At 65.6% G+C, this 13,560-nt stretch carries 17 protein-coding genes and 1 other RNA gene; 12 read left to right on the top strand and 6 right to left on the bottom strand.

Going from position 1 to position 13,560, the window contains the following annotated elements; genetic code table 11:
* Positions 1-29: 29 nt before the first annotated feature.
* From mtgA to QBJ92_RS14200, 3 genes are all read right to left on the bottom strand, one after another.
* Complete coding sequence (mtgA, locus tag QBJ92_RS14210; RefSeq protein ID WP_277970390.1) at positions 30-704, bottom strand: monofunctional biosynthetic peptidoglycan transglycosylase; 675 nt, start codon at positions 702-704, stop codon at positions 30-32.
* A gap of 151 nt (positions 705-855) precedes the next feature.
* Positions 856-1,761, bottom strand: coding sequence for an RNA polymerase sigma factor RpoH (rpoH, locus tag QBJ92_RS14205; protein ID WP_131529175.1), 906 nt, complete (start codon positions 1,759-1,761; stop codon positions 856-858).
* A 54-nt stretch (positions 1,762-1,815) separates the two neighbouring features.
* Positions 1,816-2,763 carry an RluA family pseudouridine synthase gene (locus QBJ92_RS14200; RefSeq protein ID WP_277970357.1) on the bottom strand — a complete coding sequence of 316 codons (948 nt, stop codon included), beginning with the start codon at positions 2,761-2,763 and terminating at the stop codon, positions 1,816-1,818.
* 16 nt (positions 2,764-2,779) lie between these two features.
* Here QBJ92_RS14200 and QBJ92_RS14195 point away from each other — a divergent pair, with 16 nt between their 5' ends.
* The 11 genes from QBJ92_RS14195 (at position 2,780) to QBJ92_RS14145 (ending at position 11,391) form a co-directional block, all read left to right on the top strand.
* A complete protein-coding gene (locus QBJ92_RS14195) occupies positions 2,780-3,184 on the top strand; it encodes a M67 family metallopeptidase (protein WP_277970356.1) in 405 nt (134 codons plus the stop codon).
* Positions 3,185-3,362: 178 nt separating this feature from the next.
* Positions 3,363-4,007, top strand: a complete 645-nt coding sequence (locus QBJ92_RS14190; protein ID WP_277970355.1) for a histidine phosphotransferase family protein — start codon at positions 3,363-3,365, stop codon at positions 4,005-4,007.
* Between the two features lie 56 nt (positions 4,008-4,063).
* Positions 4,064-6,355 (top strand): chemotaxis protein CheA, encoded by a 2,292-nt coding sequence (locus QBJ92_RS14185; protein ID WP_277970354.1) that lies wholly within the window; start codon positions 4,064-4,066, stop codon positions 6,353-6,355.
* The gene (locus QBJ92_RS14180) at positions 6,355-6,780 is read left to right on the top strand and encodes a chemotaxis protein CheW (protein ID WP_277970353.1); all 426 of its coding nucleotides are present in this window, start codon (positions 6,355-6,357) and stop codon (positions 6,778-6,780) included. The genes QBJ92_RS14185 and QBJ92_RS14180 overlap by 1 nt, the downstream gene beginning before the upstream one ends.
* 82 nt (positions 6,781-6,862) lie before the next feature.
* Complete coding sequence (locus tag QBJ92_RS14175; protein WP_277970352.1) at positions 6,863-7,228, top strand: response regulator; 366 nt, start codon at positions 6,863-6,865, stop codon at positions 7,226-7,228.
* A 120-nt stretch (positions 7,229-7,348) separates the two neighbouring features.
* Positions 7,349-8,413, top strand: coding sequence for a chemotaxis-specific protein-glutamate methyltransferase CheB (gene cheB / locus QBJ92_RS14170; protein ID WP_277970351.1), 1,065 nt, complete (start codon positions 7,349-7,351; stop codon positions 8,411-8,413).
* Positions 8,414-8,479: 66 nt separating this feature from the next.
* A complete protein-coding gene (locus QBJ92_RS14165) occupies positions 8,480-9,274 on the top strand; it encodes a CheR family methyltransferase (RefSeq protein ID WP_277970389.1) in 795 nt (264 codons plus the stop codon).
* A gap of 63 nt (positions 9,275-9,337) precedes the next feature.
* Entirely contained in the window at positions 9,338-10,027 is a 690-nt protein-coding gene (locus QBJ92_RS14160) for an N-acetylmuramoyl-L-alanine amidase (protein ID WP_277970350.1), read from the top strand.
* 10 nt (positions 10,028-10,037) lie between these two features.
* Positions 10,038-10,431: RNase P RNA component class A (rnpB, locus tag QBJ92_RS14155), an RNA gene on the top strand.
* A gap of 85 nt (positions 10,432-10,516) precedes the next feature.
* Positions 10,517-11,062 carry a J domain-containing protein gene (locus tag QBJ92_RS14150; protein WP_277970349.1) on the top strand — a complete coding sequence of 182 codons (546 nt, stop codon included), beginning with the start codon at positions 10,517-10,519 and terminating at the stop codon, positions 11,060-11,062.
* Complete coding sequence (locus QBJ92_RS14145; RefSeq protein ID WP_277970348.1) at positions 11,059-11,391, top strand: hypothetical protein; 333 nt, start codon at positions 11,059-11,061, stop codon at positions 11,389-11,391. The genes QBJ92_RS14150 and QBJ92_RS14145 overlap by 4 nt, the downstream gene beginning before the upstream one ends.
* 37 nt (positions 11,392-11,428) lie before the next feature.
* Here the strand turns inward: QBJ92_RS14145 and QBJ92_RS14140 are convergent, their stop codons facing one another.
* A complete protein-coding gene (locus QBJ92_RS14140; RefSeq protein ID WP_277970347.1) occupies positions 11,429-11,749 on the bottom strand; it encodes a DMT family transporter in 321 nt (106 codons plus the stop codon).
* A 241-nt stretch (positions 11,750-11,990) separates the two neighbouring features.
* Here QBJ92_RS14140 and QBJ92_RS14135 point away from each other — a divergent pair, with 241 nt between their 5' ends.
* Positions 11,991-12,779, top strand: a complete 789-nt coding sequence (locus QBJ92_RS14135) for a hypothetical protein (RefSeq protein WP_277970346.1) — start codon at positions 11,991-11,993, stop codon at positions 12,777-12,779.
* Between the two features lie 17 nt (positions 12,780-12,796).
* On the opposite strand, the gene QBJ92_RS14130 is transcribed toward QBJ92_RS14135, so the two are convergent.
* Together QBJ92_RS14130 and QBJ92_RS14125 are read right to left on the bottom strand one after the other, a co-directional pair.
* Entirely contained in the window at positions 12,797-13,210 is a 414-nt protein-coding gene (locus tag QBJ92_RS14130) for an SIMPL domain-containing protein (RefSeq protein WP_277970345.1), read from the bottom strand.
* On the bottom strand, positions 13,165-13,554 hold the full coding sequence (locus QBJ92_RS14125) for an SIMPL domain-containing protein (RefSeq protein ID WP_277970344.1): 390 nt from the start codon (positions 13,552-13,554) through the stop codon (positions 13,165-13,167). Before QBJ92_RS14125 ends, QBJ92_RS14130 begins: the two co-directional genes overlap by 46 nt.
* Positions 13,555-13,560: the final 6 nt, after the last annotated feature.

The following is a 13,560-nucleotide window of genomic DNA, read 5'->3' as shown; positions in this document are numbered from 1 at the left end:
GGGCTTGAACCCGCCCGGTTTACGCCGCGCTACCGCAGGCAGGAATCCAGTCCGTCGTTGCGGACCACGCCCACCCGGCGCGTGATCGCATTTCCATGGCGCCGGGTGAAACCGCTCGGTGCGATCGCTGCGCGTTTCTTGGGCTGCGGGAACACCGCCGCCATCCGACCGGCCTCGCCGGGCGTCAAATGCGATGCGTCATGCCCAAAATAGCGTTGCGCGCCAGCGTTGACGCCGTAAGTGCCGATCCCCGTCTCGGCGACGTTGAGATAGACTTCCATGATCCGGCGCTTGCCCCAGATCGTCTCGATCAGCAGCGTGAAATATGCTTCGAGCGCCTTGCGCGCATAGCCACCGCCCTGGATCAGAAACACGTTCTTCGCGGTCTGCTGGCTGATCGTCGACCCGCCGCGGATCCGCCCGCCCCGCGCATTGCGGGCGTAGGCTGTTTCGATCGCGCGCATGTCGAAGCCATTGTGCGAACAGAAGCGCGAATCTTCACCGGCAATTGCGGCGCGCGCCATGTTGGGGTCGATCCGCGACAGCGGCATCCAGGATTTGTCGATCCCATGCCCGGCCAGCGCATCACCGACCATCGTCAGCGTGATCGGCGGAGGGACGAACCGGTACAGGCCAACCACGACGAGCGAAAGCACGACGAAGGCGAGGACGCCCTTGATCACCCAGCCGAAAATGCGGCGGATCGCGCCACCGCCGGAGCCGTGCGACCGCCGTGCGGGCGCGCGACGGCTGCCGCCGCGTGTGTTGGAAGAAGTCGTCGTCTTTCGGCGGGCCATACCACCGCTCTAGGAGGATCGGATCGGCGCTGTCCAGCGCGCCGATCCGATCCCGCAATTACGCCGCGACGAGCATCCGCTTGTCGCCCGCAATCCGCATCATTGCCTTTTGCAGTTTTTCGAACGCGCGAACCTCAATCTGGCGGACGCGTTCGCGCGACACGCCATAAACCTGGCTGAGTTCTTCGAGCGTCTTGGGCTCGTCGGTCAGGCGGCGTTCGGTCAGGATGAACTTCTCGCGTTCGTTCAAGTCATCCATCGCGGCGGTCAGCATGTCGTGGCGGACGTCGGCTTCCTGTGCCTCTGCCACGACCGTGTCCTGCAAGGGGGAATCGTCCTGCAGCCAGTCCTGCCACTGGCCTTCGCCGTCTTCGCGCATCGGCACGTTGAGCGACGTGTCGCCGCCCATCGCCATGCGACGGTTCATGCTGGTGACTTCGGCCTCGGTGACGCCCAAGTCCTTGGCGATCTTGGCGAGATGCTCCGGCGAAAGATCGCCATCCTCGAACGCGTCGAGCTTGGACTTCATCCGCCGCAGGTTGAAGAACAGCTTCTTCTGCGCCGCCGTGGTGCCCATCTTGACGAGGCTCCACGAGCGCAAGATGAATTCCTGGATCGATGCGCGGATCCACCACATCGCATAGGTCGCGAGACGGAAGCCACGATCGGCCTCAAACTTCTTCACGCCCTGCATCAGGCCGATATTGCCCTCCGAGATCAGCTCGCTGACCGGCAGGCCATAACCGCGATAGCCCATCGCGATCTTCGCCACGAGGCGGAGATGCGAGGTCACCAGCTGCGCGGCGGCATCGGTGTCGCCATGTTCCTCGAACCGTTTGGCGAGCATATATTCCTGCTCGGGCGCGAGGATCGGGAATTTCTTGATCTCGGACAGGTAGCGGTTCAGGCTCGCCTCTCCGCCAAGGGCGGGGATCGTCGCGGGGACGTTGCTGCGGGCTGCCATGGTCGTATCTCCCTTGTCACAGGCCGGTTGCGCGCACGGCGCGGCGGCCTACACCTATACTAGCAATGTATCGAACAGTTCCTGCATGTCGGCAGGCATTTCGCTATCAAACGCCAAAGCGATACATTTGATCGGATGAATGAACCCCAAACGGGCGGCGTGCAACGCCTGTCGGCGGAAACCCAAGGTTTCCAGATCCCGCTTGTGAGCTTGCTTTGTTCTACCGTAAACCGGGTCGCCTAGCAAGGGATGCCCCAGCGACGCCATATGAACGCGCACCTGGTGCGTTCGGCCTGTCTCCAGCCGGCACTCGACCAGCGCCGCTTCGCGCAAGCGTTCGAGCGTGCTGTAATGCGTCACGGCGCGCTTGCCGCCTTGGACGATCGCAATCTTCTTGCGGTTCTGCGGCGACCGCGCGAGCGGCGCATCGACTGATCCGGCGGGCGGGGCGGGGCGCCCCGAGACGATCGCCTTGTAGCGACGATCGATCGAATGCGCCGCAAACTGCTTGGCGAGGCCGACGTGCGCGCGATCCGTCTTCGCCGCGACAATCAGCCCGGACGTGTCCTTGTCGATCCTGTGCACGATCCCCGGCCGCGCGACCCCGCCGATCCCGGAAAGGCTCCCACCGCAATGATGAAGCAACGCGTTGACCAGCGTCCCGTCAAGATTGCCCGCAGCGGGATGCACGACCAGTCCGGCTTGCTTGTCGATGACGATCAGATGTTCGTCCTCGTACACTACCGTCAGCGCGATATCCTGCGCTTCGTTGTGCGCGGGCGTGGGGTCGGGAACGAGGATCCGGTACAGTCCGCCCGGCATCGCCTTGCTGGCGGGGTCGCGGCGCAGCGTGCCGGCTTCGTCGGTTACCTGACCAGTGGAGATCAACGCCTTGAGCCGTTCGCGCGAGATCGTCGGCAGCGCGTCCGCAAGCGCACGGTCGAGCCGAAGGCCAGCTTCGTCCGCGATCCGCGCTTCAATGGTGGAAACCCCCCGGTCCATGTCGTAGAATCTGGGAATGACGGTGGAAATTTCAAGCGCACTGCGGGACAGATTGTGCGTCGCGGCAAAAGCGACCCCCGATATCGAGGTGTGCGGGCTGGTTTTCGGGACGTCGGAGCGGGTCGAGGACATAGCGTTCTGCGCGAACGTCGCTCCCGAGCCGCGGCGGACGTTCGAAATCGATCCCGTGGCGCTGTTCGCGGCATTGCGCGCGGAGCGCAACGGTGGACCCGCGGTGATCGGCTATTGGCATTCGCATCCGAGCGGCGACGTCAGACCGTCGGCAACCGACGCAGCACGTGCGGCGGCCGACGGGAAGATCTGGCTGATCGTCGCTGGCGATATCCTTGGCGGCTGGCGCGCGCTGCCAGGGAAGGGCGGCGCTACGGCGTTCGACGCGGTGACGCTGAACGTCGTCTGACCCGCCCAAACCCGACGGAGGATGACGATCGACCGCGGTGGCACCTCATGCGGCATTGATCGAGACAGCATCGGATGGGGGCGACATTCGTGCACAATCTGGTTAAGGCGCCGCCGATGTGCTGCTTGCAGCCGCGCGCGTGCTGCGCCAAACACTGCGTAAAGTTGGAGCCCAAGCGTTGACCATTAGCCCGACCGATTTCGCCAGCCTGCTCTGTTCGCGGCTGTGCCACGATCTGCTCAGCCCCGTGGGCGCGCTCAACAACGGGCTGGAGCTGCTCGCCGACGAACATGACCCGGAAATGCGCGCACGCTGCCTGGAGTTGCTAGCGGACAGCGCGAAGGCATCCGCGAACAAGCTGAAGTTCTTCCGGCTCGCGTTCGGCGCGGCGGGCGGCTTCGGCGAATCGGTCGATTCGCGCGAAGCCCGCGCGGCGATCGAGGGGCTGTTCGGCGAAGGGCATAAGGTAAAGCTCGGCTGGCTGGTCGAGGACGCGACCCTCCCCAAGCCCGCGATCAAGGTGCTGCTTAACCTCGCGCTGATCGCCGGCGATGCGCTGGTGCGCGGCGGGCAGCTCGACGTCGGGGCGGAAAGCACCGACGGTCAGGTCGAGATCGTCGTGCGCGCGGCGGGCCAGCGGATCGTGCTGGATGCCGAAATGCGCGCTGCGTTGACGGGGACGAGCGGCGACGCGACGCTTACCCCGCGCGCTGCCGCAGCGCATCTCGTTCATGCGCTCGTCGCCGAGGGCGGGGGCATCGTGCAGATCTCGCCGCCGGACGACGCCATCCTCGTCTTCGGCGTCGCTTTCAAGGCTGCTTAAACCGTGCCTTAACCAATGGGACGCCATGCAGGCCCGTGCCGTAACGGTGGGGACCCATGGACGATCTGTTACAGGAATTCATTGCCGAGACCCGCGAGACGCTCGAAGCGCTGTCGGGGGAGATCGTGGCGTGGGAATCCGCCCCTGCCGACCGTGAGCGGCTCGATGCGATCTTCCGCTTCGTCCATACGGTAAAGGGGAGCTGCGGCTTCCTAGACCTGCCGCGCCTTGCGCGGTTGAGCCATGCTGCAGAAGACGTGCTGGCGGCGGTCCGGTCGGGCGAACGCACGCCGGATACGCGGCTGGTCAACGCCGTCCTTGCGATCGTCGACCGCGTCGGCGAGATCGTCGAGGCGATCGATGCGGGCCACGCGCTCGACGACACGGGCGAGGACCTGTTGATCTCGGCGCTCGACGCCGGGTCGGAAGCGATCGTCACCAGCGTCGCCCCCGTCATGCGCGCGCCGACGCGCAGCGTCCGGCTGAACGTCGACCTGCTCGATCGGATGATGAGCGGCATGTCGGACATGGTGCTCGCGCGCAACGAACTGGCGCGACGGTTGCGCGATGAAGGCGTCGACCCGACGATCGAGGCTGCGCTGGAGCGACTGTCGCTGACCGTCGCCGAAATGCGCGACACCGTTACGCGGACGCGCATGCAGAAGATCGAGGCACTCTTCTCGGCGCTGCCGCGGATGGTGCGCGATACGGCGGCGGAGCTGGGCAAGTCGGTGACGCTGCACATCGAGGGCAGCGACGTCGAGCTCGATCGCGAGATGATCGAGATGATGCGCGATCCCTTGGTGCACCTCATCCGCAATTCGATCGATCACGGTCTCGAAGGCCCCGCCGGGCGGCGCAGTGCGGGCAAGCGCGACTCCGGTTGGCTGAGCGTCTCGGCGCGCCAGTCCGGGAACCAGATCGTGATCGAGATCGCCGATGACGGGCGCGGGATCGATACCGGTCGCCTGCGCGAAAAGGTCCTTGCCGTGGGCTTGCGCAGCGAAAGCGCTTTGCGCGCGATGAGCGAGCAAGCGCTGCTCAACATGGTGTTCGAGCCCGGACTGTCGACCAAGGAAGTCGTCACCGGAATTTCCGGGCGCGGAGTCGGCATGGACGTCGTGCGGGCCAACGTCGAACAGATCGGCGGCCGGATCGAACTGGCCAACACCCCCGGCAAGGGGCTGCGCATTTCAATCCACGTGCCGCTCACGTTGTCGATCATGGCGACGATCGGCGTCGGAGTGCGCGATCAGCGCTTCGCGATTTCGCGGCAGACGATCGAGGAAATCGTCCGGGTCGGCGCAGGCTCGATCCGGATCGATCAGCTTGGCGATACGCTGATGGCGACCGTGCGGGATCGCCGGATGCCGCTGGTGGATCTCGGGGATCTGCTCGGCTTCGGGCGGCGCGAACCGGCGATGCTGGTGATCGTCGGCGCATCGGGCGGATCGTATGCGCTCGCGGTCGATACCGTGCTGGATCACGAGGAACTGGTCATCAAGCCAGCGGCCCCATTGGTGATGGCGACCAACATCTATGCCGGCCAGACGCTGCCCGACAGCGGCCTGCCGATGCTGATGCTCGATTGCGCGGGGATCGCCCAGCTTGCCGGGCTGGTGTTCACGCGCGAAATCGTCCCGGAGGACGACGCCGAGCCATCCGCGCCCGGCGTGCAGGCGTTGCTGTTCGACGATCTCGACGGCGTGCGCAGGATCGTCCCGCTGTCGGTGATCGACCGGGTCGAACCCGTGCCCGTCGGCGCGATCCGGCATGCCGCGGGACGATTGCGCCTTTCGGTCGATGGCGCGATCATTCCGCTGGTGGCCCTCGGCATGTGGGAGGGCAAAGCGAGCGTGTCGGTGCTGCGGCTCCGCGACGGTTCGGTCGAGTTGGGATATGCGATCGGCGAGGCCCTCGACATCGTGGAGTTGCCCGACACGCTGGTCCCCGCGCACGACAGCGGCCCGATCGCAGGCGTCGTGTCGATCGATGGCGAGCAGATCGAGGTCATCGACCTGCACTGGCTGTTCTCCACCCATGCCGATCCCAACGCGGCAGCGGATGCCCCGCTGTGCCTGCTCGAAGGCGCGGATACCGCGTGGCTGACGACGTTCCTCCGCCCCGTGCTGGAAGCCGCCGGCTACCGCGTGACGACGGCGCTTCGACCCGGCGAAGTGGCGGGCGTGATCGTCACGATGGATGGCGACGCCGCGTCGCCCGCGCACGCCGCCCCGGTGGTTCGCCTGCGCCGCGATGCGGAAGGCAGTGCCGTCGACGGCAGTATTTTCCGGTACGATCGCCCTGGCTTGCTGGCCGCGCTCGCCAAATCGGCAGGAGGGCGCTGATGCCTTTGTTCCTCATCGCACAGATCGCCGGCCGGACGGTCGCGATCGAATCCTCGCACGTCGAGTCGGTCGTCGACATCGGGGCAATCGTTCCGGTCCCGCGCAGCGAACGCCACGTTCGTGGCCTCGCCGCGTTGCGTAGCCGGGTCGTCACCGTGATCGAAACCAAGACCGCACTGGGATTGCCCGAGGGCGACGGTACCGCGATGCGCGCGGTGATCACCATCGTCGACGGGCATCATTACGCCATGCTGGTCGACGCGCTCGAGGATGTCGCCGCGTTCGACCTGTCCCCGCTGTCCGCCGGGATCATGCTCGACAACGGATGGCATCGCGTCGGGCGCGGGATCATCGAGCGGGACGGTGAACCGATCCTCGTCATCGAACTTGGCGCGCTGATCCCCGCGGTCGCCGCTGCCGCGTAAGATCGCTTTCGAAAGCCAGTATTAACGAGACGCTTACGCATATCGGGCAAGATCCGATCAAGCATTCCAATGGGAAGACTTCATGAAGACCTGCCTCGTCGTTGATGATTCGAAAGTGATCCGGAAGGTCGCACGCCATATCTTGGAGACCCTGAACTTTCAGGTAAGCGAGGCGGGGGACGGACGTGAAGCGCTGACGGCGTGTCTTGCCTCCGCCCCGGACGTGATCCTGCTCGACTGGAACATGCCGGTGATGAGCGGGATGGATTTCCTGCGGGCACTGCGCGACAGCAGCATTCCGTCGCGCCCCAAGGTCGTGTTCTGCACGACCGAGAATGGGATGGCGCATATCCGCGCCGCGATCGAGGCTGGTGCCGACGAATATGTCATGAAGCCGTTCGACCGCGAAACGCTGGAAAGCAAATTGCAGATCGTCGGCATGGCGTGATCCCCACCGATGCAGCGAGTCCCGCCTAGCGTATTCCGGGCAGGCCCGATGCATCTCCCGCCAGTAGACGTCCGCCCAACTGGCGGCGCCTCGTTTCCTTGCGCCCTTGCGAGTTTCAGCATGTCCGAAGGCGACCCTTCCGCGACCGTCCTGATCGTCGATGACTCGGTCGTCGCACGCGCCATGATCTCGCGTGCGATCGAGGCGAGCGGGCGGTTTGCGGTCGCGGGTGCCGTGCCGAATGCACCAGCGGCGTTGCGTTTCCTGCGGGAGTCGCGAGTCGACGTCATCGTCCTCGACATCGAGATGCCCGGCGTCACCGGTCTGGTCGCGCTTCCCGATCTGATCGTCGCTGGGCGGGGGGCGAAAGTGCTGATCGTCTCGTCGGTCGCAAGCGATGGCGCGGCCGCGACGATCGAGGCGCTCGCGCAAGGGGCTGCGGACACGCTGGTCAAACCCGACATCGGGGACTTCGCCGGAAAGTTCTCGGTCGCACTGGTCGACAAGCTCGATCGCCTGATCGCGCGCGACGAGCAGGTCGCGGAGGAGGTGCGCGTTCCCGTCCCGCCGCCGGAACCGCCCGTGGCGGCCGCTAGAGACGTCGGCAAAGGGTTCGAAATCGTCGCAATCGGCGCGTCGACCGGTGGCATTCATGCGCTCAATCAGGTGCTGACCGGTTTGCCGTCGAGCTTTTCGGTGCCGATCCTGGTGACGCAGCATCTCCCCGCATCGTTCATGCCCTATTTCGCTGCGCAACTCGCGACGATGGCGGGGCGTCCGTGCGACGTTGCGACCGGCCACATGCGGATCCGGCCGGGGCGGATCATCGTCGCGCCGGGCGATGCGCATATGCGGGTGGTGCGGACCTCCGACGGTGCCGCGATCCGGTTGAATGGTGATCCCGTACGGAGCGGCTGCATGCCCTCGGTCGACCCGATGTTCGCCAGCATCGCCGAGGTGTTTGGTGCCCGCGCGCTGGGCATCGTGCTCAGCGGCATGGGGCGCGACGGATCCGACGGCGCCCGCACGATCGTCGCGCGCGGCGGCAGCATCGTCGTGCAGGATCGGGAGAGCTCGGTCGTCTGGGGGATGCCCGGGTCGATCGCCAAGTCGGGCGATGCCAGCGCGGTGATGACGCCCGCCGAAATCGGCCAGTTGATCGCCAATCGTCGTCATATCGCGTGATGTTTGCGCGTGCCAGAAAGTACCCAGACCCGAATGCCTTTCGTGCAATCCCATAGTATCGGCGTGATGGCAGCGCTCAACACGCTGCTCGAACTACGTACTGGTCAGCAGTTGGCCGCCTCGCGCGAATGGCGGATCGAGACCGCGCTGACGCCGCTGCTGCGCGACTTGAAGCTGGCGACACTCGATGACCTGGTCAATGCGGTCCAGCGATCGCCCGAGATCGCCGATCAGGCCGTCGATGCGCTGCTCAATCAGGAAAGTTCGTTCTTCCGCGATGCGGCCGTGATCGAACTGGTCGCCGAGGCGGTGGGCGTGCTTCGGGCCGAAGAGGGCCAGCGGCGCGTCCGGATCTGGTCGGCGGGCTGTTCCGTCGGGCAGGAGCCGCTGTCGCTCGCAATGCTGTTCGCGGAGCAGGAAGTGCCGGGCGAGACGGTGCCCCCCGACATCCTCGCCACCGATGTGTCCGAAGCCGCGCTGAACCGCGCGCGCGCGGGGCGCTACTCGCATTTCGAGATCCAGCGCGGCTTGCCGATCCGGCGGATGATGCGCTGGTTCGATCAACAGGGCGAAGACTGGGTCGCCAAGCCCGAGCTGGTACGGCGCATCGCGTTCCGGCGAATCAACCTTGTCGGCGATCCGTTGCCGGCCGGAAAGTTCGACGTGATCCTGTGCCGCAACGTGTTGCTGTACCTTTCCCCGGAACGCCGCCGCTATGTGCTGGACCAATTCGCGACGGTGGTCCGGCCCGGCGGGCTGCTGGTGTTGGGTGCAGGCGAAACGGTGATCGGCCAAACCGAGGCGTTTCGGCCAAGTCCCCGGTATCGTGGGCTGTATGAAGCGGTCCGTCCCGGCACCTGACGGGGTTTCGCCGCGCCGCTTCCCGTGCTTAAGCTGAAATTGGGCTCGGAGGGGACAGGCGCCATGAACATCATCGAGACACCATCGCCGAACTTCGACATGCGCTCATTGCCCGTGTCGTTGATCGTGCTTCATTACACCGGGATGCAGACCGCGCAGGAAGCGATCGACCGGCTGCGCGATCCCGAAGCCAAGGTGTCGGCGCATTATCTCGTCGCCGAGGACGGTCAGGTCCTGCGGATGGTCGCCGAGGACATGCGGGCGTGGCACGCCGGAAAGTCGCGCTGGCGCGGGATCGAGGACGTCAACAGCGCCAGCATCGGGATCGAGATCGTCAATCCGGGCCATTCCTTCGGCTATCGTCCGTTCATGGAGGAGCAGATCGATGCGGTGGTCGAGCTGGTCGGCGACATCACCGCGCGGCACGGCATTACCCGCGGCAACGTCGTCGGCCATTCGGACATCGCGCCCGCGCGCAAGCAGGATCCGGGCGAGCTGTTCCCATGGAGCAGGCTGGCCAAGCTGCGGCTCGCGCTGCCGCGCCCGACCAAGGGGTTGATGGACCCGATGTGGACCGACGCGGGGTTCCTCGTCGCGCTCGAACGCTTTGGCTACGATGTCGGTGACAAGCTTGCCGCAGTCGTCGCCTTCCAGCGCCGGTTCCGTCCGGAACTGATCGACGGCGAGATCGACGGCGAATGTCGCAGCATCCTGCTCGCGCTGCTGTTGCCAAAACCCACCGGGGATGCCTAAGACGCGCGGGCCAGAGGGTCGGGCGGCCGCGGGTACTTTCGAGTACGCGAGGAAAGTCCGGGCTCCGCGAAACGACGGTGCCGGGTAACGCCCGGCGGGGGTGACCCCAGGGAAAGTGCCACAGAGAGCAGACCGCCGATGTCCTCCCCGATGCAAATCGGACGGGGAACAGGCAAGGGTGAAAGGGTGCGGCAAGAGCGCACCGCGCGCCTGGTAACAGGGGCGGCATGGCAAACCCCACCGGGAGCAAGATCGAATAGGGGCGGCACATGGGCTTCGTTTCAGCTCGTCGCCCGGGTTGATTGCTTGAGGCGGCGCGCAAGCGTCGTCCTAGAGGAATGGTCGCCTAACCTTGCCATATGCGGCGGGGAGGACAGAACCCGGCTTATAGACCCTCTGGCGCATTTCCCGCACTGATCGCTTTAATTGACGGTGCTTTTCACAAAAGCGTCATGGCGTTGCGGTCCATTGATGCCTAAATGGCGGGCTATGGCGCGTACCTCCTCCCGATCAGCCGACTGGGGCTTTCCCCGCTGGCGCGCTTATGGCGAAGCCAGCACCGAAGCCGCGACGATCCGCTTGTGCGACCGCCACGGTTGCACGCAAAAAGGCGATTGCCCCGCACCCAAATCGCCCAACAGCCCGGAACGCTGGTATTTTTGCCAGGAGCATGCCGGCGAATACAATCGCGGCTGGAATTATTTCGAAGGCCTGAGCGCTGAAGAAGCCGCCGAACGCGAGCGCGCCGAAACGCAGACCGCCGAAGGCTACACCGAATCGCGCCACCACCAATGGGCAGGGCCAGGCGACGGCAGCCGATCGCGCGACGAGATCCGCGCGCTCGAAGTTCTCGACCTCGAGATCGACGCCGATTTCGAGACGGTCCGCGTCGCCTGGCGGCGGATGGCCAAGGCGAATCATCCGGACGTTCGTCCGGGGGACAAGGAGGCCGCCGCGCGCTTCATGGCGATTCAGGCCGCCTATGACGTGCTCAAGGCCGCCGAAGATCAACGGACGTGGAAGCCGGGCGCTTGAAGACGGTCCACGCGGCGTGGACCGACACCGTGCTGGTCTGCAAGAAATGCTCGAAGAAGCTCGACGGTGGCTTTGGTCCCAAGGGAAAGACCCCTTTGGCAAAGGCGTTGCGCCAAGAACTGGCGGTCCGGAAGGGCCGCAAGGGTGAGCTTGGCATCATCGAGGTGAAGTGCCTCGGGATCTGTCCGCGCAACGCCGTGACGGTGGTGACCGGCAAGGCACCGGGCGACTGGGCGTTGGTGGCGAACGGTGCCCCGATCTCCGACGTGGTCCGTGACCTTGGATTGCGCAGCACGACCCCATCGGCAGGGTCGGAGGGCGAAGCATAGGTCAGGCGGATCGCCTTCCATGCCGCCCCCCGCCGGATCAGCTCGTCGCGAAGAACTTGGTCCCCACAACGCCGACGATGATCAGCGCGATGAACCCCATCTGGATTCCGTTGAGCTTCTCGCCGAACAGGATCACGCCGAAGATCGTCACACCGACTGCGCCGAGCCCGGTCCAGACGGCATAAGCGGTTCCTGCCGGAAGCCCGCGCATAGCGAGCGCGAGCAGCCCCATGTTGACGAAACTGAGCGTGATCGGAACGCTGGAGGCAAGCCAGCTGCCCTGCGTTGCCGCCCATTTCAGGCTGAGCGCCCAGATGATTTCAGTTACCACGGCAACGCCGAGGATGAGCCACGCCATGGTGGATCTCCTTTTACTACGGGCTCGTCAACAAAAGCGGCTGCCGGAAACCCGAAAGAGGCACGCGCGAAGCGGGGTCCGATACGAGGTCTGCGTCCTATTGTCTACCGCACCTGCGAAAGGATGCTTCTGCGCGGCGTTGGGCGCCAACGGCCGGGTTGGCGAATATCCCGCAAGGGTGTAGCGCGCATAGCGCAACCGTCACGGAGCGGATGCGTGTTTCCGCAAGTCGCAGGGGCCCATGAAGATACCGCAAGATTGGCAGTGCCTCGACGGTGGCCTGCGCGTAATGCTGCGCGGCAAGCTGCCGGTCACGCAAATCCAGATTTTCGGGCAACGCTGCAGCGGGACCAACGTGGTCGCGCAGACGATTGCGACCAATTGCCCCGCCGCGCCTGTGACCGACGCGCTTGGACACAAGCACTGGTTCGTGCCCCACCAGACCGTGTTTCCCGAGGAGAGCCTGACGATCGTCGTCGCGCGGGACGCATTCGACTGGGCGCGCAGCCTGCACCGCCAGCCATGGCACGCGCATCCCGAGCTGAAGGCGCAACCGTTCCCGACGTTCCTGCGCAGCGAGTGGTATAGTTGCTGGGACGAGCACGTGCACCATATCGAGCCCGGGCACCCGTTGCTCGGCACCGAAATGCTGCACGAACGCGACCCGGAGACGGGCGAACGGTTCCGCAACTGCATCGCCAAGCGGACCGCCAAACTGCGGCACTGGGCGGCGCTCCCGGCACGCGCGCATAACGTCGCGCTCGTCGCCTACGATTCTTTCGTCCGCTCGCCCCAGCGGTTCATCGACTCGCTGTCTTCCGCGACCGGGCTCGAACGCGCGCCGATCTTCGAATCCGTCTCGAGCTACAAGGGGCAGGGCCATGCGCCCTATACGCCACAGCGCTACGAGGCGCTGTCCGACGCGGATGCGGACTTTATCGAATCCTGGCTCGACCCGGTGGTCGAAGACCAGTTCGGTCTCTCGGCGCGTCATGCCCGTTCGACGATCGCGGAGCGCGCCGCGGCCTGATCCGATCGGCGCTCCCTCTAGCGCGCGATCGCAAACTGCGCATAGACGCGTCCCGTCGTCTCGATCGACCGTGGCGAGACGGCGATCTCGACCGATACGCGCGGCGCTGCCGGCATCATGCCGTAATCGGCACGTTGCGAAGCGCCCGTCACCATCATGTCGTTCGCCGCGTTCTGGTCGTTCAGCGACAGCAGCGATCCCAATCGGACCCCCGCTCCGCTGGCCAGGCTCTCCGCCTTGACGCGCGCGTTGGCGATTGCGGCCGCCGTGGCGCGCCGTTGCGCATCGGCGGGATCGGCAAGCCCGAACGACTGCACCCGCGAATCGCGTGCACCGAGCCGTGCCGCCAGTCCCGCCGCGGTCCCCGCCTTGCCGACCGCCGACGTCAGGCCTCGCCGCGCAGGCTGGCGATATAGCCGGTGACCGCGCACGTCCCTTCGCTCAAGCGCGGACGGTTGTTGTAATTGCCGGGGCCGTCGCACTCGGGCGCGCGGGTCTCGATCACGCTGATCTCGCCCGAAGACACTTGGGTTTCCCGTCCGAGCAATCCCGTCAGCCCGGCCACGATCGCTTTCTGCTTGGTCGCAAGCTCGCTGCTCGCCGCGTCGGACGTCTTGCCCTCGCCGGTGATCCAATAGACCAGGGTCGCGATGTCCGGCTTGGTCGATACGGTCGCCGTTCCCACGACCTGGATCGACGGTTCCCGATCCTTGACCTGTTGAGCGACCGCCGGAGCGCCGACCATTGCAAGCAGCAAGACGATCATCGGGCGCATCCTATG

It is taken from the genome of Sphingomonas echinoides, assembly GCF_029623395.1.
In the GTDB taxonomy this organism is placed as follows: Bacteria; Pseudomonadota; Alphaproteobacteria; order Sphingomonadales; family Sphingomonadaceae; genus Sphingomonas; species Sphingomonas echinoides_A.
This window is presented reverse-complemented; position numbering and strand designations above follow the sequence as displayed.

What these genes read in the sequence shown, in the direction of transcription:
- QBJ92_RS14185 (WP_277970354.1), top strand. Translation starts at nt 4,064, where the DNA reads ATGGACGATCTGTTACAGGAATTCATTGCCGAGACCCGCGAGACGCTC.
- QBJ92_RS14160 (WP_277970350.1), top strand. Translation starts at nt 9,338, where the DNA reads ATGAACATCATCGAGACACCATCGCCGAACTTCGACATGCGCTCATTG.
- QBJ92_RS14135 (WP_277970346.1), top strand. Translation starts at nt 11,991, where the DNA reads ATGAAGATACCGCAAGATTGGCAGTGCCTCGACGGTGGCCTGCGCGTA.
- QBJ92_RS14140 (WP_277970347.1), bottom strand. Translation starts at nt 11,749, where the DNA reads ATGGCGTGGCTCATCCTCGGCGTTGCCGTGGTAACTGAAATCATCTGG.
- cheB (WP_277970351.1), top strand. Translation starts at nt 7,349, where the DNA reads ATGTCCGAAGGCGACCCTTCCGCGACCGTCCTGATCGTCGATGACTCG.
- QBJ92_RS14125 (WP_277970344.1), bottom strand. Translation starts at nt 13,554, where the DNA reads ATGCGCCCGATGATCGTCTTGCTGCTTGCAATGGTCGGCGCTCCGGCG.
- rpoH (WP_131529175.1), bottom strand. Translation starts at nt 1,761, where the DNA reads ATGGCAGCCCGCAGCAACGTCCCCGCGACGATCCCCGCCCTTGGCGGA.
- QBJ92_RS14165 (WP_277970389.1), top strand. Translation starts at nt 8,480, where the DNA reads ATGGCAGCGCTCAACACGCTGCTCGAACTACGTACTGGTCAGCAGTTG.
- QBJ92_RS14150 (WP_277970349.1), top strand. Translation starts at nt 10,517, where the DNA reads ATGGCGCGTACCTCCTCCCGATCAGCCGACTGGGGCTTTCCCCGCTGG.
- QBJ92_RS14200 (WP_277970357.1), bottom strand. Translation starts at nt 2,763, where the DNA reads ATGGACCGGGGGGTTTCCACCATTGAAGCGCGGATCGCGGACGAAGCT.
- QBJ92_RS14175 (WP_277970352.1), top strand. Translation starts at nt 6,863, where the DNA reads ATGAAGACCTGCCTCGTCGTTGATGATTCGAAAGTGATCCGGAAGGTC.
- QBJ92_RS14180 (WP_277970353.1), top strand. Translation starts at nt 6,355, where the DNA reads ATGCCTTTGTTCCTCATCGCACAGATCGCCGGCCGGACGGTCGCGATC.
- QBJ92_RS14195 (WP_277970356.1), top strand. Translation starts at nt 2,780, where the DNA reads ATGACGGTGGAAATTTCAAGCGCACTGCGGGACAGATTGTGCGTCGCG.